The sequence below is a fragment of the Polynucleobacter sp. MWH-Jannik1A5 genome (assembly GCF_018881795.1).
Classification (GTDB): Bacteria; Pseudomonadota; Gammaproteobacteria; order Burkholderiales; family Burkholderiaceae; genus Polynucleobacter.
In genome coordinates this window covers 1,067,872-1,088,736 of sequence record NZ_JACVPQ010000001.1, presented here as the reverse complement: position 1 = coordinate 1,088,736, position 20,865 = coordinate 1,067,872, and the positions used below count along the sequence as shown (strand labels likewise).

General features: G+C 46.2%; 20 protein-coding genes. 7 read left to right on the top strand and 13 right to left on the bottom strand.

The features are described from left to right. Positions 1–6 precede the first annotated feature (6 nt). Both dapB and ICN23_RS05510 read right to left on the bottom strand, forming a co-directional pair. A complete protein-coding gene (dapB, locus tag ICN23_RS05515) occupies positions 7–807 on the bottom strand; it encodes a 4-hydroxy-tetrahydrodipicolinate reductase (protein ID WP_216231932.1) in 801 nt (266 codons plus the stop codon). Positions 808–880: 73 nt separating this feature from the next. Next, entirely contained in the window at positions 881–1,510 is a 630-nt protein-coding gene (locus ICN23_RS05510) for an outer membrane protein assembly factor BamE (protein ID WP_255532709.1), read from the bottom strand. Positions 1,511–1,655: 145 nt separating this feature from the next. Here ICN23_RS05510 and fur point away from each other — a divergent pair, with 145 nt between their 5' ends. Then, positions 1,656–2,096, top strand: coding sequence for a ferric iron uptake transcriptional regulator (fur, locus tag ICN23_RS05505; protein ID WP_216231930.1), 441 nt, complete (start codon positions 1,656–1,658; stop codon positions 2,094–2,096). A 154-nt stretch (positions 2,097–2,250) separates the two neighbouring features. Here fur and gap read toward each other — a convergent pair whose 3' ends face one another. Together gap and tkt are read right to left on the bottom strand one after the other, a co-directional pair. Then, on the bottom strand, positions 2,251–3,279 hold the full coding sequence (gene gap, locus ICN23_RS05500) for a type I glyceraldehyde-3-phosphate dehydrogenase (RefSeq protein ID WP_216231240.1): 1,029 nt from the start codon (positions 3,277–3,279) through the stop codon (positions 2,251–2,253). Between the two features lie 35 nt (positions 3,280–3,314). Beyond that, positions 3,315–5,306, bottom strand: a complete 1,992-nt coding sequence (gene tkt, locus ICN23_RS05495) for a transketolase (protein ID WP_216231929.1) — start codon at positions 5,304–5,306, stop codon at positions 3,315–3,317. Positions 5,307–5,350: 44 nt separating this feature from the next. On the opposite strand from tkt, the gene ICN23_RS05490 reads away from it, so the two are divergent. Beyond that, positions 5,351–6,112: a 16S rRNA (uracil(1498)-N(3))-methyltransferase gene (locus tag ICN23_RS05490; protein WP_216231239.1), complete on the top strand. Its 762-nt coding sequence runs from the start codon at positions 5,351–5,353 to the stop codon at positions 6,110–6,112. A gap of 34 nt (positions 6,113–6,146) precedes the next feature. On the opposite strand, the gene ICN23_RS05485 is transcribed toward ICN23_RS05490, so the two are convergent. Together ICN23_RS05485 and ICN23_RS05480 are read right to left on the bottom strand one after the other, a co-directional pair. Further along, a complete protein-coding gene (locus ICN23_RS05485; RefSeq protein WP_216184501.1) occupies positions 6,147–6,767 on the bottom strand; it encodes a barstar family protein in 621 nt (206 codons plus the stop codon). 137 nt (positions 6,768–6,904) lie between these two features. After that, the gene (locus ICN23_RS05480; protein WP_216231238.1) at positions 6,905–9,226 is read right to left on the bottom strand and encodes an NADP-dependent malic enzyme; all 2,322 of its coding nucleotides are present in this window, start codon (positions 9,224–9,226) and stop codon (positions 6,905–6,907) included. A 106-nt stretch (positions 9,227–9,332) separates the two neighbouring features. Here ICN23_RS05480 and thiL point away from each other — a divergent pair, with 106 nt between their 5' ends. The 3 genes from thiL to ICN23_RS05465 are packed head-to-tail and all read left to right on the top strand — an operon-like array spanning position 9,333 to position 11,394. Further along, on the top strand, positions 9,333–10,358 hold the full coding sequence (thiL, locus tag ICN23_RS05475; protein ID WP_216231237.1) for a thiamine-phosphate kinase: 1,026 nt from the start codon (positions 9,333–9,335) through the stop codon (positions 10,356–10,358). After that, a complete protein-coding gene (locus ICN23_RS05470; protein WP_216231236.1) occupies positions 10,355–10,915 on the top strand; it encodes a phosphatidylglycerophosphatase A in 561 nt (186 codons plus the stop codon). The genes thiL and ICN23_RS05470 overlap by 4 nt, the downstream gene beginning before the upstream one ends. Next, complete coding sequence (locus tag ICN23_RS05465; protein WP_216231235.1) at positions 10,915–11,394, top strand: CinA family protein; 480 nt, start codon at positions 10,915–10,917, stop codon at positions 11,392–11,394. Before ICN23_RS05470 ends, ICN23_RS05465 begins: the two co-directional genes overlap by 1 nt. Before the next feature lie 20 nt (positions 11,395–11,414). On the opposite strand, the gene corA is transcribed toward ICN23_RS05465, so the two are convergent. Further along, on the bottom strand, positions 11,415–12,380 hold the full coding sequence (gene corA / locus ICN23_RS05460) for a magnesium/cobalt transporter CorA (protein ID WP_216213576.1): 966 nt from the start codon (positions 12,378–12,380) through the stop codon (positions 11,415–11,417). A gap of 73 nt (positions 12,381–12,453) precedes the next feature. Between corA and pyrF the strand changes: the two genes are divergently transcribed. Further along, positions 12,454–13,299 (top strand): orotidine-5'-phosphate decarboxylase, encoded by an 846-nt coding sequence (gene pyrF / locus ICN23_RS05455; RefSeq protein ID WP_216231234.1) that lies wholly within the window; start codon positions 12,454–12,456, stop codon positions 13,297–13,299. A gap of 19 nt (positions 13,300–13,318) precedes the next feature. On the opposite strand, the gene mtgA is transcribed toward pyrF, so the two are convergent. Genes mtgA through mpl form a run of 6 tightly spaced genes read right to left on the bottom strand, consistent with a single transcriptional unit; the run spans position 13,319 to position 20,094 of the window. After that, positions 13,319–14,062, bottom strand: coding sequence for a monofunctional biosynthetic peptidoglycan transglycosylase (gene mtgA / locus ICN23_RS05450; RefSeq protein ID WP_216231233.1), 744 nt, complete (start codon positions 14,060–14,062; stop codon positions 13,319–13,321). Between the two features lie 9 nt (positions 14,063–14,071). Further along, a complete protein-coding gene (aroE, locus tag ICN23_RS05445) occupies positions 14,072–14,977 on the bottom strand; it encodes a shikimate dehydrogenase (protein ID WP_216231232.1) in 906 nt (301 codons plus the stop codon). Positions 14,978–15,019: 42 nt separating this feature from the next. Then, positions 15,020–15,907: an energy transducer TonB gene (locus ICN23_RS05440; RefSeq protein WP_216231231.1), complete on the bottom strand. Its 888-nt coding sequence runs from the start codon at positions 15,905–15,907 to the stop codon at positions 15,020–15,022. After that, entirely contained in the window at positions 15,891–17,936 is a 2,046-nt protein-coding gene (locus tag ICN23_RS05435) for a ribonuclease catalytic domain-containing protein (RefSeq protein WP_216231230.1), read from the bottom strand. Before ICN23_RS05435 ends, ICN23_RS05440 begins: the two co-directional genes overlap by 17 nt. 2 nt (positions 17,937–17,938) lie before the next feature. Further along, a complete protein-coding gene (gene fabG / locus ICN23_RS05430; RefSeq protein ID WP_216231229.1) occupies positions 17,939–18,673 on the bottom strand; it encodes a 3-oxoacyl-ACP reductase FabG in 735 nt (244 codons plus the stop codon). A gap of 20 nt (positions 18,674–18,693) precedes the next feature. Next, complete coding sequence (mpl, locus tag ICN23_RS05425; RefSeq protein ID WP_216231228.1) at positions 18,694–20,094, bottom strand: UDP-N-acetylmuramate:L-alanyl-gamma-D-glutamyl-meso-diaminopimelate ligase; 1,401 nt, start codon at positions 20,092–20,094, stop codon at positions 18,694–18,696. Positions 20,095–20,120: 26 nt separating this feature from the next. On the opposite strand from mpl, the gene ICN23_RS05420 reads away from it, so the two are divergent. Beyond that, a complete protein-coding gene (locus tag ICN23_RS05420; protein WP_216231227.1) occupies positions 20,121–20,648 on the top strand; it encodes a redoxin family protein in 528 nt (175 codons plus the stop codon). Positions 20,649–20,865: the final 217 nt, after the last annotated feature.

Here is a 20,865-nt window from a genome sequence, read left to right as displayed (position 1 = left end):
GACTTTTTATTTACGTAAGCCAAGAACATCTTGCATATCGAATAAACCATTGCTTTGATTTTGCAAGAAGCGTGCTGCACGCAAAGATCCTTGTGCATAGGACTGACGGCTTGAAGACTTGTGACTAATTTCAATACGCTCACCATCGCCAGCAAATAAAACAGTGTGATCGCCTACGATATCGCCACCACGAATCGTTGCAAAACCGATCGAACCCTGTTTACGCTCACCGGTATGACCCTCGCGTGCGTAAACCGCGACATCATCTAATTTCTCGCCCAACGCATCCGCAATTACTTCACCCATCTTGAGAGCTGTGCCCGAAGGCGCATCTACCTTATGCTTGTGATGAGCTTCAATAATTTCAATGTCATATCCTTGATTGAGCATCTTGGCTGCAATCTCAAGAAGCTTAAATGTGGCATTCACGCCCACACTCATATTGGGCGCAAAAACAATAGCTAACTTTGCAGAGGCCTTCTTCAAGCTAGCAATTTGATCTGCGGTTAAGCCAGTAGTACCAATAATCATCTTGGTGCCAGTTTTTTCCGCAACCACCAAATGGCCCATCGTGCCTTCAGGTCTAGTGAAGTCGATTAAGAATTGTGCGCCCGACAATACCTGCGCAACATCAGAAGAAATCAATACGCCAGTCTTTTTACCCAAGAATGACCCTGCATCCTCTCCCAATTGTGGGCAAGAGGTATGTTCTAGTGCGCCGACCAGTTGAGCATCTGGAGTATTGAGTACAGCCTCAATCAACATCTTTCCCATACGACCAGTTGCGCCAGCAATTGCAATCTTCATCATGTGTTTCTTCGCTTCTTATTCAAGTGAACCAATACGGTTCTTATTGGCATCAATACAAAAGAGATTTCTACTACTTAGGCTCTACTGCCTTTGGCACATCATTTAGAGCGCCAGGACCTAGGGCGGGAGCTTGTGCATCCGACTTCTTATCAGAAGAGCCGAAGAAATCCCAGAATGAACTGGTATTTGCTGGAGGCACAGGCACACCTGCCGCTAAGTTGTCAGTCTTACTTGGAACCAATACTTCAGGGCTTTGTAATTTAGGTGTTACTGGCGGCTTATTAGCACCAGTCATGACGTCCCAGAATGAACGTTTTGATTTTGCATAGTTATCAATTTCAGCAACCAATTCAATCTCGGTTGGCAATGCATCACCTTCAAACTTCACTACCTTGTCGCCATCAAAAAAAACCGTGACATGACGTTCTTTACCTATAGGCTGACCAGAGCGCTTGAATTCAAAAATATAATCCCAGCGGTTTGCATGAAAGTAACTTGCTAATAATGGAGTACCTAAAATTTGTCGCACCTGTTCACGAGTCATGCCCAATTGCAACTTCGCATACTGCTCGCTAGAAATAAAGTTACCCTGCACAACGTCTGGCACATATGGCCTGAAAATCTTGTTTACCCAGTTACGCTGAGTTTCATCAACCGCACTTGTGCACCCAGTCACTCCCAAGAGGCCAGAAACGGCCATTGCCACAAATCCCAATCTGAGTGGGGAATAAGCACCCTTCAAAGTTGGGCTAAAAAAGCGGGAAAAAAGTTCGAGGCAATTTTGCATGGCTGGCCGTATCATTAAGACATTGATTTTAGCTCCCAATGCCATATATATGACCCAAATCCCTACCCCTGAAAATTTACGTGATATTGGCCTTAAAGCTACTGGGCCACGAATGAAAATTCTGGATTTTTTCCATCAAAATGGCGGCACCCATTTCAGCGCTGAAGATGTCTTTATGGCTCTGGCGAAAGATGACAAGGAAATTGGCTTAGCCACGGTTTATCGAGTTCTCACCCAGTTTGAACAGGCTGGCCTGCTGTTGAGGAGTCACTTTGAATCCAGCAAGGGCGATAGCCGAGCAATTTATGAGTTAAATGAAGGTCAGCACCACGACCACCTGGTATGCATAGATTGCGGCCATGTTGAAGAGTTTGTAGATGAGGCCATTGAAAAAAGGCAGCAAGATATCGCTAAAAACCTGGGATTCAAGCTCCAGGAGCACTCATTAGCTATGTATGGCCATTGTCAAAAGAAAAACTGTCGAAATAAACAAAAATAAGAACTTTTAACTACAAATAATCGTTTTTAGCGATTATTAAAATAAAAAAGACCTCAAATCGAGGTCTTTTTTTACATTCAGAGTATTTCAGCTCTTCATCAAAATACTTTTTAACAACTTTTAAGGAATTTTAACGACTTTTAGCTACTTTTTATTACTTTACCGCCATTAATGCTTCAGCAGCATTGAGCATTTGTACTGAATAACCCCATTCGTTGTCATACCAAGCCAATACTTTGACCAACTTGCCATCTGCAGAAACACGAGTTTGAGAGGCGTCGTAAATACTTGGGCGCGGATCATGGTTAAAGTCGATTGAAACCAAGGGCAAAGTATTAAAGCCCAAAATGCCTTTGAGCTCACCCTCACTTGCCGCTTTGAGAATTGAATTCACTTCATCCACGCTAGTGGCGCGACTTGCTGCAAACGTTAAATCCACAACGGAAACGTTGATCACTGGAACGCGCATTGCAAACCCATCGAAACGACCTGCCAACGCTGGCAAAACTAAACCAACTGCCTTAGCTGCACCAGTCTTGGTTGGGATCATACTGGTAACTGCAGAGCGCGCCCGGCGCATATCTTTGTGATACACATCAGTCAATACTTGATCATTTGTAAACGCATGAATCGTAGTCATCAAACCAGATTCAATGCCAATTTTCTCTAAGAGCGGCTTAACCAGTGGAGCCAAACAGTTTGTAGTGCAGCTTGCATTAGATACAACGACATCGCTTGGCTTCAATACGTTTTGATTAACGCCATACACAATTGTTGCGTCGACATCTTTTTCACCCGGAGCAGAAATCAATACTTTTTTCGCGCCCTGTTGAATGTGGATCATGGCTTTTTCTTTAGAGGTGAACTTGCCAGTGCACTCTAAAACTAAATCCACACCCAACTCACCCCATGGTGTTTCAGCTGGATTACGTGTACAAAACATTTTGATGCGATCGCCATTAACTACCATGCAGTCACCGTCTACTGAAACTTCAGCCGGGAAGCGGCCGTGCGCTGAATCGTACTGCGTCAAATGGGCATTAATAGCAATATCACCCATCGCATTAATTGCAACAATCTTGATATCGCGGCGTGGTTTGCCGTTTACTTGATCTTCATATAAAGCACGCAATACCATGCGGCCGATACGCCCATAACCATTAATTGCGACACGAATTGTCATTTATTCCCCCTTACTAATTTTGAATTTATTTCAATTTACTTCTTCGAGATACATTGCTTAACAGTCTTGGCAATTTGATCCACTGTTAAACCAAAATATTCATATAACACTGGTGCTGGCGCAGACTCGCCAAAAGTGTCAACACCGTGCACTGCTGCACAGCCATACTTCCACCAGAAATCGCTTACGCCAGCTTCTACTGCAATACGTGGAATATTGGCTGGCAATACTTTTGCTTTATATGGAGCATCTTGCTGATCGAAAACAGTAGTCGAAGGAATGGAAACAACTCGTACGCCCAAGCCTTCTTTTTCAAGACGCTCTGCAGTTTGCAATGCGAGAGCAATTTCAGAACCAGTCGCAATAATTACCGCATCAATCTTTCCAGAAGGGTCGCGCAATACATAACCGCCACGAGCAATCTCTTTAATTTGTGCAGAAGTGCGTGATACAAACGGGCAATTTTGACGACTAAAGATCAAAGCGCTAGGACCATTTTTGCGCTCAATGGCTGAGCCCCAAGCGACGGCGCTCTCGGTGGTATCGCAAGGACGCCAAACCATGAGATTTGGAATGAGGCGTAGGCTAGCTACATGCTCTACAGACTGATGGGTTGGGCCATCCTCGCCCAAACCAATCGAATCATGGGTAAAGACAAAAATGCTGCGTAATTTCATCAGGGCGGCCATACGCAAAGCGTTGCGACTGTAGTCTGAGAAAGTTAAGAATGTGCCGCCGAATGGAATATATCCGCCATGCAAGGCAATGCCGTTCATGATGGCGCTCATGCCGAATTCGCGCACACCATAATTAATGTGATTACCCCATTGATCGCCACGGACTGCTTTACATGTAGACCAATTGGTTAAGTTAGAGCCCGTTAAGTCGGCAGAGCCGCCCATAAATTCTGGCAATGCAGGTGCCAATGCTTCAATCGCGTTTTGACTAGCCTTACGAGTAGCAATCGTTTCTGCTTTAGTTTGGCAAGTTTTTAAATACGCATTTAAGGTAGATGAAAAGTCTTTTGATAACTCACCTTCCATGCGACGCTGCAATTCAGAAGCAAGTTCTGGGAATTTGTTTTTGTATTTCTGAAATTCTTTATTCCATTCATGCTCAGCAGCTTGACCACGCTTTTTAAAATCCCATGCCGCATAAATATCTTTCGGAATTTCAAATGGCGCATAAGGCCAATTCAAGGCTACACGTGTAGCTGCAATCTCAGCGGCACCCAATGGTGAACCATGTACTTTATCGCTACCAGCCATATTCGGCGAGCCTTGACCAATCGCGGTCTTGCAGCAAATCAGGGTAGGTTTATCGCTCTTTTTAGCTTTGGTAATTGCCGCAGATATCGCTTCGGCATCATGTCCATCGACATCACGAATCACATTCCAACCATAGGCCTCAAAGCGCTTAGGCGTATCTTCGTTAAACCAAGAAACTACTTTGCCGTCAATCGAGATACCGTTGTCATCCCACAATGCAATTAACTTATTGAGCTTGAGTGTGCCAGCCAATGAACAGACTTCATGGCTAATACCTTCCATCAAACAACCATCACCTAAAAATACATAGGTGTAGTGGTCAACAATGTTGTGACCAGGACGATTAAATTCTTCAGCGAGTAATTTTTCAGCCAATGCCATTCCCACAGCATTAGAAATTCCCTGTCCCAATGGTCCAGTAGTTGTTTCTACTCCAGGAGTAATTCCATATTCAGGATGTCCCGGAGTCTTGCTATGCAATTGACGGAAATTTTTCAACTCTTCGATCGGTAAGTCGTAACCGGAAAGATGCAAGAGCGAATACAACAACATAGAGCCGTGACCATTGGATAAAACAAAACGGTCGCGATCCATCCAATGTGGATCGGTTGGGTTATGTTTTAAATGTTCGTTCCAAAGACCTACAGCAATATCTGCCATACCCATCGGCATACCAGGGTGACCAGAATTTGCCTGCTGTACTGCATCCATGGATAAAGCGCGAATGGCATTGGCCATGCGAATTTGAAGGTTTGACATCGTAAAAGTGGTCTCGAGGAAAATAAATTGGCTATATTTCAGTAATGCCTCAATTTTATCTTCCCGGGCCATGGGAATCCCAAAAGCCAACTACCCTCACACCTGAGGTTGCCCACCATTTGCGTGTTCGACGCATTCAGACCGGGGAATTCTTCCCAGTATTTGATGGAAAAGGCCAGGTTGCCAAGGGAGAACTCCTTGCTTTAAGCGGAAAAACAGGTCAAGTTCAATTAACCGACATCCGCGAAGATACCCACCGCGAGACCCCATATGCCATTACCCTGGCCCAGGGACTGGCTGGCGGCGACAAAATGGACTGGATTGTCGAAAAAGCGGTTGAGACTGGCGCCCAAAATATTGCGCCGATGCAATGTGAACGCTCTATCTTGAAACTGACACGCTCAAGCGATGCTGAGCGCGCCCAAAAACGCCTTGCTCACTGGGAAGGCATTATTCAGGCAGCATGCGAACAATGCGACCGCACTGTCTTTGCGAACCTAGAGCCCATCCAAACTTTTGAGAGCTATTTAAAGGCAACTCCAAAACCAGCCTTAAAGCTACTACTGAGTCCTGATGCCACCAAAAGCTTGTATTCCGTGCTCATAAAGAGTGAACCCCAAGATGTTGTATTAATGATTGGACCTGAAGGTGGCCATTCTCCCGAAGAAGAGGCTCAGGCAGAGGCTGCAGGCTATCAACTAGTTTCCCTAGGTGAGCGAGTACTGAGAACAGAAACTGCTGGCGTGGTGGCGATTACAGCCGTTCATAGCGTATGGAACCCTGAAATGCAAAATCGCCTCAAATAAGAGGCGATTTATGGAACTTCTGAGGCCTTAGCGATTAAGCGAAAGAGTAGAAGACGCGATATGGAGTGCGGCGTTCAGCCCAGAAATCAACAGCATCACGGAAAACGTCTAACAACGTTTCACGAGCTTCTTTGTCAAACTTCTGAGTGCATGGCAAACCTTCGAGTACGACAACGAAGCCAGGCTGCGGACCAGACTTATCAACTGTAGTAGTCAAAGCGTCTAATAAAGGATCGTAGTTTTTTGCCTGCTGCTTAGTAAACGAATAAGCAATCGCAATAGACTCCAAAACCTCACCCTTAGTCATTGCATTAGCGCAATTGGCATAAATGAAGTGTTGGCCTAATTCTGTTGCCGCTTCCTGCAAATCCGGAGTACGGAAGGCACGAATTGATTGCACAATATTAGGGCGCACACTGCGCAACATTGCCGGCGGTCCGGCATCGCGAACGGCCAAAGCGGCACGCCAAGAAGCTGTCACTTTTTTCCCCGAAACTTGATTTGCTGCATAGGTTTGTAAACGAGATAAACCGCCTTCAGCATAAATATTGGCAGCGGATGATTCGGTTTCCAGTCGATCATTGCTATCCCAACTTTCAGCGCGGCTATGTTCTTCGAAGCTGGCTGTATTGCTGTTTTCAGAGCGATTATTCATGATGGGTGCTAGGTTACCCGTAACACGCCATCAAATCAAGCCCAAATACAGTGCATTTTATGTAACACACTGATTTATATAGAAATAAATTATGTAAGTTATCACTAACTTACATAATTTAATAGTACTTATACAGCTTAAGAAATGCCTCTTGCGTTGCTTGCAGCTTCCACAACCGCCAAAGTTGTCACATTCACAATACGGCGAACTGTAGCTGCCGGAGTCAAAATATGAATCGGCTTAGCAACACCTAAAAGTAATGGGCCAATTGCAATCCCATTACCTGCTGCTGTTTTAAGCAAGTTGTAAGAAATATTCGCCGCATCAATATTTGGCAGAACTAAAAGATTCGCATCACCCTTCAATGGTGATGAAGTTACCGCACCCGCGCGAATCGTTGCATCCAAAGCGCTATCGCCGTGCATTTCACCATCAACTTCCAAGGTTGGATCTGCTTTTTGAATCATTGCCAATACTTCGCGCATTTTGACTGCGGATGGCGCGTTGCTTGAACCAAAATTGGAATGAGAAAGTAGCGCTACTTTTGGTACGAGACCCAGCTTACGCATTTCGCTTGCAGCCATCAAAGTGAGCTCAGTTAATTCACAAGCAGTTGGATCAATGTTGATATGGGTATCAAGCAAGAATACTTGGCGGCCAGGCAAAATCAAACCAGACATCGCACCATAAACATTCGCACCAGCTTCACGACCAACCACCTCATCTACATATTTCAGATGCGTTGCAGAATTACCTACCGTTCCACAAATCATGCCATCAGCCATGCCTTTAATGATCATGATGGAACCAATCAAACTATTGCGGCGGCGCATCTCTAGCTTGGCGAAAGACTCTGTGACGCCCTTACGTTCTGTAAGGCCAAGGTAGGTTTGCCAGAAATCACGGTAACGTGGATCGTTTTCTGGATTTACTATCTCAAAGTCATCGCCAGCCTTCATGCGAAGACCAAACTTCCCAATGCGATGCTCAATAACAGCAGGACGACCAATCAAAATTGGAGTTGCCAAGTGTTCGTCAATAATGATCTGTACAGCACGTAATACGCGCTCATCTTCGCCCTCAGCAAAGACAATCCGTTTTTGATTTGCAGGTACACGTTTAGCGATGCTAAAGAGTGGTTTCATCAAAGTACCAGAGTGGTACACAAATTGTTGCAACTGATTGCGATAGGCATCGAAATCTTTAATCGGACGTGAAGCTACGCCATCATCCATTGCGGCTTTAGCAACGGCTGGTGCAATTACAGTAATCAAACGCGGATCAAATGGTTTTGGAATCAAATACTCCGCGCCAAAAGAAAGGTTCTCAATGCCGTAAACGGAAGCAACCACTTCACTCTGCTCAGCCTGGGCCAACTCAGCTACAGCCTTTACTGCTGCGACTTCCATGCCGCGAGTAATGGTCGTTGCACCAACATCTAACGCCCCGCGGAAGATGAATGGAAAACACAGTACGTTATTCACTTGGTTAGGATAGTCAGTGCGACCAGTCGCCATCACCGCATCCGGACGAACTGCTTTGACTTCTTCAGGCAAGATTTCTGGGGTTGGATTAGCCAAGGCATATACCAATGGCTTAGGCGCCATCTTCTTCACCATGTCTTGTTTCAGAACACCGCCAGCAGAAAGGCCCAAGAAAATATCGGCACCTTCAATTGCTTGATCGAGTGTGCGTAAATCAGTATCTTGGCAGAATGGCTCCTTCTCTGGATCCATCAACTCTTTTCGACCTTTGTAAGCAACGCCAGCCAAGTCCGTTACCCAGATATTTTTGCGTTGAATACCAAGATCAACTAGTAAATCTAAACAAGCCAATGCTGCTGCACCTGCTCCAGAGGTAACGAGTTTTACGTCCTCTACTTTTTTGCCAACCACCTTCAAGCCATTGAGAATAGCGGCTGCAACCACAATCGCCGTACCATGCTGGTCGTCATGGAAGACCGGGATCTTCATGCGCGCTTGCAACTTTCGCTCTACTACGAAACAGTCAGGCGCTTTAATATCTTCTAAATTAATGCCGCCAAATGTTGGCTCTAATGCCGCAATAATTTCCACTAATTTGTCTGGATCGTTTTCATTGACTTCGATATCGAAAACATCAATGCCAGCAAATTTCTTAAAGAGAACTGCTTTACCCTCCATCACTGGCTTACTTGCTAATGGTCCAATATTGCCTAAACCCAAAACAGCAGTACCGTTCGTGATCACGCCCACTAAATTTCCACGTGCTGTGTACTTGAATGCATTCGCAGGGTCTTTAACGATCTCTTCGCAAGGAGCGGCAACACCTGGCGTGTATGCCAAGGCTAGATCTCGTTGGTTGGTTAGTTGTTTTGTGGGGGCAATTTCAATTTTGCCCGGAGTAGGAAACTCGTGGTACTGGAGGGCAGCCTCTCTTAAGGCCGCAATTTGTTGCTCTTTATTATTTTCTTTGCTCATTCACTAGCTCGCTAAATTTCGTCTTATCTTTGTTTTATCTAAGACTGTTAAGAGCTTAATTCTATTCCTCCCGGGCGCTGACCACATAACCACCATAAAATGGGGTATGTCCTCTCATTCCAAACCCTTTGGGGAATTTGATCTGATCGAACGTTTTTTTAAAACGGGTTCGGACTCATTGCGCATAAATGTAGACCAGGCAGTCACCCTAGGAATCGGCGATGACTGCGCGCTGATCCAACCGCGAGGGGACGAGGAAATTGCCATTACTAGTGACATGCTAGTTGAAGGTAGGCATTTTTTTGTAGGCGCCGCTCCCGAGCAATTAGGCCGCAAAGCCCTAGCAGTCAACCTCTCAGACCTCGCCGCCATGGGCGCAAAGCCTACTGGGTTTACGCTGGCCATTGCCCTGCCAACAGTAGACCACGCATGGCTGGAGGCATTTTCTAAGGGTCTTTTTGCCATCGCTAAAGAGTATTCCTGCCCCCTTATTGGCGGGGACACTACTGCTGGACCACTTACGATCTCTATTACTGCCTTTGGCTCAATTCCCACTGGAAAAGCCATTCGCAGATCAGGTGCAAAAGCTGGTGATGACATCTGGGTTTCTGGAACTGTTGGCGATGCCAGACTCATTCTTGCTGCACTGCGTCATGAAATTATCCTGCCTGCCGAGGATTTACAGAAAATAGAGCGCCGCATGCACAACCCCACACCCAGAATTGAATTGGGTATGCAACTCAGAAATATTGCAAGCGCTGCTTTGGATGTATCCGATGGTCTTCTTGGCGACTTACGTCACATTTTGAAGCAGTCACAAGTCGATGCAGAAATTCAGTTGGATCAATTACCAAAATCGGCCACACTACAAAAACAAAATGTGAGTATTCAAAATCAATTCGCCGCATGCGGTGGTGATGATTATGAAATCTGCTTCACTGCTCCAGCAAGTCAGCGCGAGAATATTCAAGCCATCAGTAAATCGATCGGATTACCTCTCACTATCATTGGCAAAATAGTTTCAAAAAAAGATGTCGAGGTAAAAGTAGATTTATTAGATGATTCCGGCACCCTTTTGAGTGACGTTGAAGCTGCGCCATTTTTAAATTCATTTGATCACTTTGCATCATGACGAATATTCATCATTCCTCAGAAGTAAAGCCAACGTTTAAGTGGGTATTTCAAACTGCTAGCCGAACCATTGCATTTGGCTTTGGCAGCGGGCTCAGCCCGGTAGCACCAGGTACTGCCGGTACGCTTTGGGCCTGGGCGGCCTTTCTAGTGGGAGAATATTTTCTGAGTACTGAAGACTTTCTCTGGATTATTGGTGGCGGCATCCTGCTTGGCTGCTGGATCTGCGGACATGTCAGCGAAGAGCTTGGTAAAAAAGATTTTGGCGGAATTGTATGGGATGAGATTGTTGCCTTTTGGCTAGTCCTCATCTTCATCATGCCAACGAATATTTGGATGCAGATTCTTGCATTTGCACTATTCCGTTATTTCGATGCAATTAAACCTGGCCCCATTGGAATAATTGATCGTCACTTTAAACATTCGGCAGGTGATAGTAGTCATTCCTCCAGCATCTTACAAATTACTTGGCGTGGTTTTGGCATTGTGGTTGATGATCTTGCGGCTGCCTTTTGTACGCTACTTGTCATTGCTTTGCTACAGTTTTTAATTCAATAATGAAGACTACTGACCTCACCAAAACATTAGCTGAAATTTTGCTTTCCAGAAACTGGACGGTATCGCTGGCCGAGTCATGTACTGGCGGACTGGTCTGTGCCACCTTGACTGAATTGGCGGGATCAAGCGAATGGTTTGAACGTGGGTACATTACCTATAGCAACGAAGCCAAAACTGAATGCCTTGGGGTGCCAGCAGAGATCATCGAGACCCATGGGGCAGTCAGCGAGGCCGTTGCCAGGGCTATGGCCGAGGGTGCCAGGATCAATTCGGGGGGCAATGTGGCGATCTCCATCACCGGAGTGGCAGGGCCATCTGGTGGCACACCCGAAAAACCGGTTGGAACTGTTTGGTTTGGCTGGGCAACTGCAAATCAAACCCAGACCAAAACCATGCGTTTTGACGGCGATCGTCAAAAGGTGAGAGAGCAAGCAACCGAGTTCGCACTTACCGAGCTAATTGCTCTACTCAGAAGCTAAAAGAAACTCCAAACCGCCGATTACTTCATCCAGCCTTTGCTGTGGAAATAACCTAGCGGGATGATCGCAGAAATAACCATCGCACCAATCGCCATTGGGTAACCCCAAGTCGCATCTAACTCAGGCATGTGTTTGTAGTTCATGCCCCAAACACTTGCGAGCAATGTTGGCGGCATTAAAGCTACGGATACCACCGAGAAGATCTTAATAATTTTGGATTGATTCAAATTAATGAAACCAACGGTCGCATCCATTAAGAAGTTAATTTTGTCGAACAAGAAGGCAGTATGGTTTTCGAGTGAATCAATATCACGCAAAATTTGACGCGCTTCCTCTTGCTGCTCATCGGAGAGTAACTTGCTGCGCATTAGGAAAGATAAGGCTCTACGGGTATCCATCACATTGCGACGAATACGTCCGTTGGTATCTTCCTCTTTTGCAATTGTCTCCAAAACCTCTGCAGCATCAGCATCATTAATGCTGTCAGAAAGTACGCGCTTACCTGCTTGTTCCAGGTTTTCATAAACCTCTTCTAAAGCATCTGCAGAGTACTCGGCATCAGTTGAATATAAATCTAGCAATACATCTTTTGCATTACTTACTGATCCAGGACGCAAACGCGCACGCAAGCGAACCAAGCGGAACACTGGCAAATCTTCATCATGAATCGAGAACAATACTTGCTTGGTAAGAACGAAGGCGACTCGAACGTTACGAGAAGTTTCTTCTTCATCCAATAAGAAATCGGTACGAATATGGAGGTGGCCATCATCTGCTTCAAAGTAACGCGCAGAAGCTTCTAAGTCACCCAAGTCATCCAACTCAGGCAAGAGTACGCCAAACGCCTCTTTAATCCAGATTAATTCCTCTTCTTCTGGATCAACCACGTCAATCCAGATAGGATTGGCATATTGCAACAATTCATTGCGATCTTCGACTTGCTCTTGAGAGAGGCGGCCATTTTGCAGGACGAACAAGTTGATCATGGTGAACTCCTAAGGAATGTGCGCTAGTTTATCCTATAGAACATCACAGTTTCACTAAAATAAGCTAAATCCAATGAACTCTCGCTCAAATACCTTTAACCAGCAACTCCAGTCTGCATGGGCTTCCCAAGGCAGCATGCTGTGCGTTGGTTTTGACCCAGATCCTAAGCGCTTACCCCCATCCCTACAAGGGAATCCAGAAGCCATCTATGAGTTCTGCCGTGAAATCGCTGACGCGACTGCGGATTTGGTCTGTGCCTTTAAACCCCAGTTTGCCTACTTTGCCTCCCAAAGAGCCGAGGCTCAACTAGAAAAACTGATTCAGCATCTCAAAGATAAATACCCCCATATTCCTGTAATTCTCGATTCCAAGCGTGGGGATATTGGCAGCACCGCAGACCATTACGCTCTGGAGGCCTTTGATCGCTATGGCGCTGATGCGGTAACTGTGAACCCCTATATGGGCTTTGACACGATCGAGCCTTACCTTAAGCATGCCGGCAAAGGAGTCATCGTCTTGTGCCGGACCTCAAACCCTGGCGGGTCAGATTTGCAGTTTCTGAATATTGCCCCTAATGGTGAACCGCTGTATTTGCATGTAGCTAAACTCGCTGCACAGCAATGGAATACGTCCGGTCAGGTTAGCCTAGTCGTCGGAGCCACCTTCCCAGAGGAAATTGCCAAAGTACGAGCCATTGTTGGTGAGATGCCTTTGTTGATTCCAGGTATAGGTGCACAAGGCGGCGATATAGACGCTACAGTCAGCGCCGGAAAGATTGTAGGCAAGCCAGGAACTGGCATGATCATCAACTCTTCCCGAGCCATTCTGTACGCCAGCTCTGGAAGTGATTTTGCAGAAGCTGCCAGGGCAGTTGCCCTGAGTACGCGCGATGCTCTCAGAGCTGCAGCAAATAAATAACCAAGAAAACTAAGCGCCCTTATTTCTTTGGATAAGGCGCCAGAGCTACTCGGTCCATATTCTCCAAGATAAATTCTTGGCGAGCAGAGTAGTTAATACTTCCTCGACGGCAATACTGCTGTTTATCAAAACACTTTGGCGCAGGCAAGGCAGAAGCTAGAGCCGCAGCCTGCTCTCGGTCTAAAACTGCTGGCGAAATAGCAAAATAGTGTTTAGAGGCAGCGCCAACTCCAAAAACACCCTCGCCCCACTCAACAGAATTGAGATAAATCTCAAACAATCTCTGTTTAGAGAGTATTAACTCTAAAAGCCCCGTAATGATGAGCTCTTGTCCTTTGCGTAAATAGTTTTGCTCCGAGGAAAGGAATAAATTCTTTGCCAACTGCTGCGTAATGGTTGAACCACCTCGCAAAGCTGTTTTTGATTTATTGCCTGATTGGGTGTTTTGCTGATTTTGCTGTTGATTCTTCTGCCAAGCTTTTTGCATATCCTCTACCCGAACGCCACTATGCTGAAAGAAGATATCATCTTCACTGACCAGCACTGCGCGCTTGAGATTATTGGAGATCTTGTCATAAGGCGCCCACTGGGATTGCACTGAGCAACTCCAATGCCATGAACATAGGCGCCAACGCTCTGCCCTCTGGAATGCAGTACTACTCGGATCTAAAACAGTCCACAAAGCAATCTGCAGGGCAAAAAAGATTTGCATAGCGATAAGCCCCGCTAGCAAACACTTCACTGGATAAAGAAGCCAGCGCATCAGAATAATTTAACTACGTAACTCTGCCAACACTACGCGAGGATCAATAGAGGCTGCCAACTGCGCACCTCGCCATAGCAAGAATGCATCAGCCGCCTGCTCGACCAACATACCAAGGCCATCACTAACCCGCGCACCCCGTTGAAGAGCTTGCTGCATAAAGGCAGTGGTTTTGCCATAGACCATGTCATAAGCAAAAGAACTGGGTACAAAAATATTGCTCACTGCCATTGAACTTAAGGGGGACTCATCCGTGAGGCCAGCAGCAGTGGCATTAATTACCAAATCAAATGGGTACTGTGTTTTTGCAGGATCCTCTAAATCAGCCAATGTTCGCGACTCTAAAGCCACTTCCTTAGAGGCGGCTAGATCAGCAAATAACTTAACCAATTCATCTGCTTTAGCACTGGAGCGGTTTGCAATGATGAGAGCTTTAGGAGCTTGCTCCAACAAAGGACCAATCACACCGCGCGCAGCTCCACCAGCGCCAATCAACAAAATGCGGGCGCTATGTAATGCAATGCCTTGCGCTAAAAGATCGCGCACGAGACCGGCGCCATCAGTATTGTCACCAAAAATTTTGCCCTCTGTTTTCCACAAGGTATTGACCGCGCCTGCCAATTGCGCGCGGGGCGTCAATACATCAGCTAAATTTTGTGCATCAAGTTTGAATGGTACGGTGACGTTCATTCCCTTGCCGCCCGCAGAAAAAAACGCTTTGGCTACTTCTGCAAAAGCCTCCAACTCGGGTTGTAGACGCCCATAGTGCATTCGTTGTTTTGCTTGCTCCGCAAAACGTTGATGGATTACTGGAGACTTGCTGTGAACAATCGGATTACCAGCCACAGCATAGACATCTACGCCAGCAAAGAGGCTTGGGTCTGTATGCAAAGGGGTGGTATTTACGGAACTCATAATGATTACAGAATAAGCGAATTTATAAAGTTAGTTATTGCTTTAATGACGTAGCTCTAAACGATCTATCCCATCCCGCGTGAACTCAAAAGTCGAGATCCAATCCAATACATCGATTTGATTACGCATTTCTGAAGGAAAAGGGCCAAATGGGGCGGAAGCTCTGACGATGGCGAGGGCTTGGCGATCTAACTCAGGATTACCGGAGCTGCGGCCAATTGAGAGCCCATCTTTACCCCGAGCATTTGAAGTGATCCTTCCCTGGTTATCCACACTCACTACGATCACTAGGCTGCCATATAAGGGGCGCCCATTCGCCCTGGGGAAAAAAGCACTGCCATAAGCTTCAATTTTTTGGCGCATGGCATCGTAATAATGTGCAAAGCTCACTGCCTTTGTATTAGCGCCAGTTAAGACCTTGCGCCTTGGCTCCCTGCCATCTGACTGGAGTCGCTTTGCTAACTCAGCCTCTAAAGAATTTAGTTGAGGAGTAATTTTTTGCTCATCACCACTCTTACGACCGCCAGATCGATTGCGCTGTTCATCTAACTTTGCCAGCATTTGCTTTTGCTGTTTCTCCAAAACTTCAAGTCTTGCTTCAGCACCCAATCGAGCGCGATGTAGCGCTGTTGCATCTTGACTCTCTGTTTTGCCACCGCCCTGTAAATCAGCTTGAGCTAATTTGCTAGCTTTTAGGGGAGGTGTTTTATTGCTGGCATTGACTAAAACCACACTTAAGGGCGTATTAAGTCTGCGATTCTGAATTTCCCCAATACCCCAGCGAAATGATAAAAACACAATATGAATCAGAATCGAGGCACATAAGGCAAAACGAAACGGGTAGCGATTCCACGTGCGGCCAAGGTAATGCAAGACTTTGCCCAGCTTCTCAGGGCATGGAATCTCAAAGGATTTAATTTGGGCTAGCATCTTCTTCTGGATTGTCTGATGCTCCTGACCCAGAATCTACGCCCTGGTCAGCCGATTCCTTTTCAGGGGATTCTGCCTTTGCTTCAATCTCCAAAACACGAACGCCTACGCTCAGTTGCAATAAATCTACGTCAGCAATGACCACTTCTGCTCGAGTCATGCGGGGATGGGTTGCTAATTCAGGAATGGGCAAGTGTAGTGGGACCAACTCCACGCGAGACATACCCTCCTTCAAATGACGAACATGCACTGTCTTTGATTCACCGTCTTGCACAACCCAACGCAAACACCAATATTTCTCTAGTCGGTCCTGGAACTCACCATAAGCCTGGTAACAAGATTCGAAGTCAGCCGCAATTCCCATCAGGGTTGCATCACGCGGCGGAAATGGCGCAACCATTTTGGCGGCGACGCCATGCTTCGCAAGTGCAATTAATTGCCATTGATTGACTAAATCAGAATACCGGCGCAAAGGCGAAGTACACCAAGCGTAATAGTCCAAGCCCAATCCTTCATGCGGCCCAGGAGTGATCTGCATGCGAGTACGCAATGGACCCCAACCCTTCTGGGTTCTAAATAAGCCAGGAAGACCGTGATCTGCCAGAAGCTGACCAGAAGCGCTGTTACAGAAAATCATCCATTCAGCAACAATAGTGTCCAAAATAGACCCACGTTGACGCGGTAGGATCTCTACACGCTGAACTCCATCCACTTCTTGGATTAGGAAATGAAAATCTCTAGCCAAAGCATTGGGGTCAATGAGCCCTAATTGCTCAGCCCGCAAACCATTTGCTACTCGCTTTTCTTGGCGTCCAGCATGAAGATGCTTAGCGGCCCGCCACAAGATAGCTAATTCTTTGCGATAAGGATAGCTTGCAAACTCATCCGCCAAACTTTCTTCACTCACAAGATGCTCGATATCCTCTAAGCGTAAATTAGCTGCCATTGGGACCATTTCAGATCGCATCTGCAAGGTCTCGCGATTCACCACTCCTTGAGCATCAATATCTACATAGATTGATAAAGCAGGTCTTGGCATGCCCTCATCCAATGAGAATTGCTCAATGACCGAATCAGGCAACATCGTAATTTTGTCGCCAGGGAAATACGCTGTTGACATTCGATTGCGAGCGACTTGATCCAATGGGTCATCTTTAGTAATCGCTAATCCTGGAGCCGCAATATGAATGCCCACCCTATGACCGCCCTCAATTGGCGTGACTGATAGAGCATCATCAATCTCAGTAGTACCGGAATCATCGATTGAAAATGCCTGCACTTGGGCGACTGGCAGCTCAGCTATAGCAGATGCATATGCTGCTTGATCAACCCCAATAGCTGGATTGTGATTCGCACCATTTGGAAAATGCGCTTTAAGAAACATTCCCTGGTGATAAGCCAAGGGTGAATCAATTGCGCCACAACGAATTATCAGTTGAGCTGGAGATTCACCGGTCTCGGTACAGGCAGCAATAAGCGCCTTGTACGCAGACGTATTTTTATCGGGAGAAAAAAGTAATTGCTTGGCTGAAGACTTGAGCGTTTCAGGGAAAGTTCCATCAACCAATTCCTGTTGCCAAACCGATTGCTGCTCAAGCTCTTTTTGCTTGCGCTCTAATGCGGCCAGACCTGCCTGCAGCTGCTCTAGTGGCGCCCTCTGAAAGCGGCCACGTCCTTTGCGACGAAAAAATACAGGGGCACCTTGCAAAGCAATGGCTAATGCCACTTGCTGCGGAACGCTGACTTGTGATCCAAAGTACTCCTGAGCCACATCTACCAAACCAAACTCTTCATCAGGCGCACAATCCCAAAGTAACTGCAAATCAATATCGGCACTGAGTGTGTTGGCCTCATCCATAGCAGCTTGTGCTTCTGGCTTTTCAAAGCGCAGCCAGACCTCTTTGGCTTTGAGTTTGATTTTTTTACCTGAAAGGCTGGTAGCCTGCCAAGACTCTGCATCTCCCGCACCAGATGCAGACTGAACTGTAGCGATCTTAATATCGCCACCCTCTTCATATAAAAGATTCATGCTTAGAGCGAGATCCCGCCGCTAGCCTCTAGTGCCACACCATTGACATAGCTTGCCTCATCGCTAGCTAGGAACAAATACACATTCGCCATTTCTGTAGGAGTGCCTAGACGGCCCAACCAGCTACGCCTCTCAATATCCTGCAAAATATTTTCTGGCATAGCTTTCACCATTTCGGTGGCGATAAAACCAGGACACACTGCATTGACTCGAATACCTTTAGGGCCTAATTCGCGAGCCCAGGTTTTTGTAAAACCAATGACGCCAAATTTTGTAGCCGAGTAATTGGTTTGGCCAAAATTACCGTAGAGACCTACGACGCTAGATGCATTCACTACTGCGCCGGAGCCAGCCTCGAGCATGTGCGGAACAATCAGCTGAGTACAATTAAATACACCCTTTAAGTTGACATCAATTACCGTATCAAACTGTGCCTCGGTCATCTTAATTAAGCGCGCATCTTGAGTGATGCCAGCGTTATTAATCAAGATATCAATATGTCCATGTTTTTGCATTACCTGATCCACTACCGCCTGAATGCTTGCGCGATCAGTCACATTCATTGCGTAGCCTTCAGCATTGGCCACTTGTTTGGCCGCTCCATTGACAGCTTCTTGGTTGATATCGGTGATGATAACTTTCGCACCCTCTTCCGAAAAACGCTGGGCAGTAGCGAACCCAATGCCTTTAGCGGCACCGGTGATGATGGCTACTTTGTCTTTTAATCTATCGCCCATTTTTTACTTTCTGTATTTTCTTACTTTGCCGAAATGGCTTTTAATATTTTTTGATGCACGCCGCCAAATCCGCCATTACTCATAACCAAGATATGATCCCCTGGCCTTGCTTCTTGGGCAACCGCTTTCACTAAAGCTTCAAGATCATCGAAAGCCTGTGCTTTAGCCTGTTCCTGCTGGTTTAACGGGGATAAGACCTCGGCCAAATCCCACCCTAATGATTCTTTCCCTGAGTTTGCGCCATAAGCAAAAACTTTATCTGCAGCCTCAAGACTGCCAGGAAGTTGAGCTTTCATCACGCCAAGCTTCATCGTATTGGAACGCGGTTCCAATACCGCCAGGATGCGAGACTTGCCAACGCGCCGACGAAGACCATCCACAGTTGTGGTGATTGCTGTTGGATGATGTGCAAAATCGTCGTAGACCGTAATGTCATTTGCAACGCCAATCGTTTCTAAACGGCGCTTCACATTCTTAAACTCAGACAAGGCGCGCGCAGAATCCGCTGGAGTAATTCCAATGTGGTTAGCGGAAGCAATCGCAGCAAGCGCATTCAGTTGATTGTGTCGACCCATCACCCCAGAATCAGGCGCCCACTTTACGGTTGCCACTTCCTTACCGGACTTGCGCACAATAAATCCGTCATTCTCTTGCGAAATTAAGGACCATTCATTTGCAAGCTCTTGGCCAAAGCGCTCTACAGGGGCCCAAGCACCACGTGTAATCACACTTGCTAATGCTGGCTCTTCGCCATTTACTACCAATAAGCCATCACCAGGTACGGTACGTACTAAATGGTGAAACTGGGTTTCGATTGCAGCAAGGTCAGCAAAAATATCAGCGTGATCAAATTCCAAATTATTTAATAGGGCGGTACGTGGGCGATAGTGCACAAACTTACTACGCTTATCAAAGAATGCAGTGTCGTATTCATCCGCCTCGATTACAAAATATTTACTTTCACCCAAACGCGCAGATACCGTGAAGTTCAAAGGCACGCCGCCAATGAGATATCCTGGTTTATAGCCGTTGAATTCTAAAATCCAAGTCAGCATCGCCGAAGTAGTCGTCTTGCCATGTGTGCCAGCAACAGCTAAAACATGTCTGCCATATAAAACTTGCTCACCCAACCACTGCGGACCAGAAATATAGGGCAGACCTTGATTCAGAATTGCCTCCATTAACGGATTGCCGCGTGAAACCACATTGCCAATCACGAATAAATCAGGCATGGTCTCAAACTGAGATAATTGCTCGGGTGAGAATCCCTCAATCAGTTCGATGCCTTGTGCTTCAAGCTGCGTACTCATTGGTGGATATACGTTGGCATCGCAGCCTGTAACGCGGTGTCCAGCCTGCCTGGCGATTGCGGCAATGCCGCCCATGAAAGTACCGCAAATGCCCAAGATATGTATATGCATTAACGAATTTTAGCGAAGGAGTTGCAGTGAACCGCAGACAATGGATCATGATTGCCCTAACAGGCCTCATAGCGCTTACTGGAGGGGTGCTGACCTCACAATGGATTTATAAAACTGGGTTGGCTAGCGATCCAGCCGTAAAAGCTTTTTTTGATAACCCCTGGCAAACTCCGGATGGAAAAACTGCCAATACCCAAGAATGGCAAGGAAAAGTCCTGGTAGTGAACTTTTGGGCCTCCTGGTGCCCTCCTTGTGTTGAAGAAATGCCCACTTTAGATAAGCTTCAGCAAGAATTTTTGCAGCAAAATGTCTTATTTGTCGGCATCGGTATCGATTCTCCCTCTAACATTCGTGAATTTCTCGAAAAAACCCCAGTTAGCTACCCCATCATGATTGGTGGTTTGCAAGGCAGCGCTCTTTCAAAGCAAATGGGCAATTCTCAAGGCGCCCTTCCCTACACCATCATCATTAATGCCAAAGGCAAGTCAAATTACAGCAAATTAGGAAAAATAAGCGAAGATGAGCTCAGAAGTGCAATTAAATCAGCTTTATAATGAATTTTAGGTAATTTTAACGACTCATTTTTGATCTGCCTTCGCCTAAATTTTAGGTAATATATTCATTATTTTTCAATATCTGCATTTAAAAGTTCAGAAAATTCCTATTTTTGAGGCAATTTTTTGGCTTTCTATCTATCTTATGAAGGTATACTTCCCTTCATAAGCAATCGAGCATGAAGTTGTATGTAGGGCGGAAAGCCCAGATCGTCAA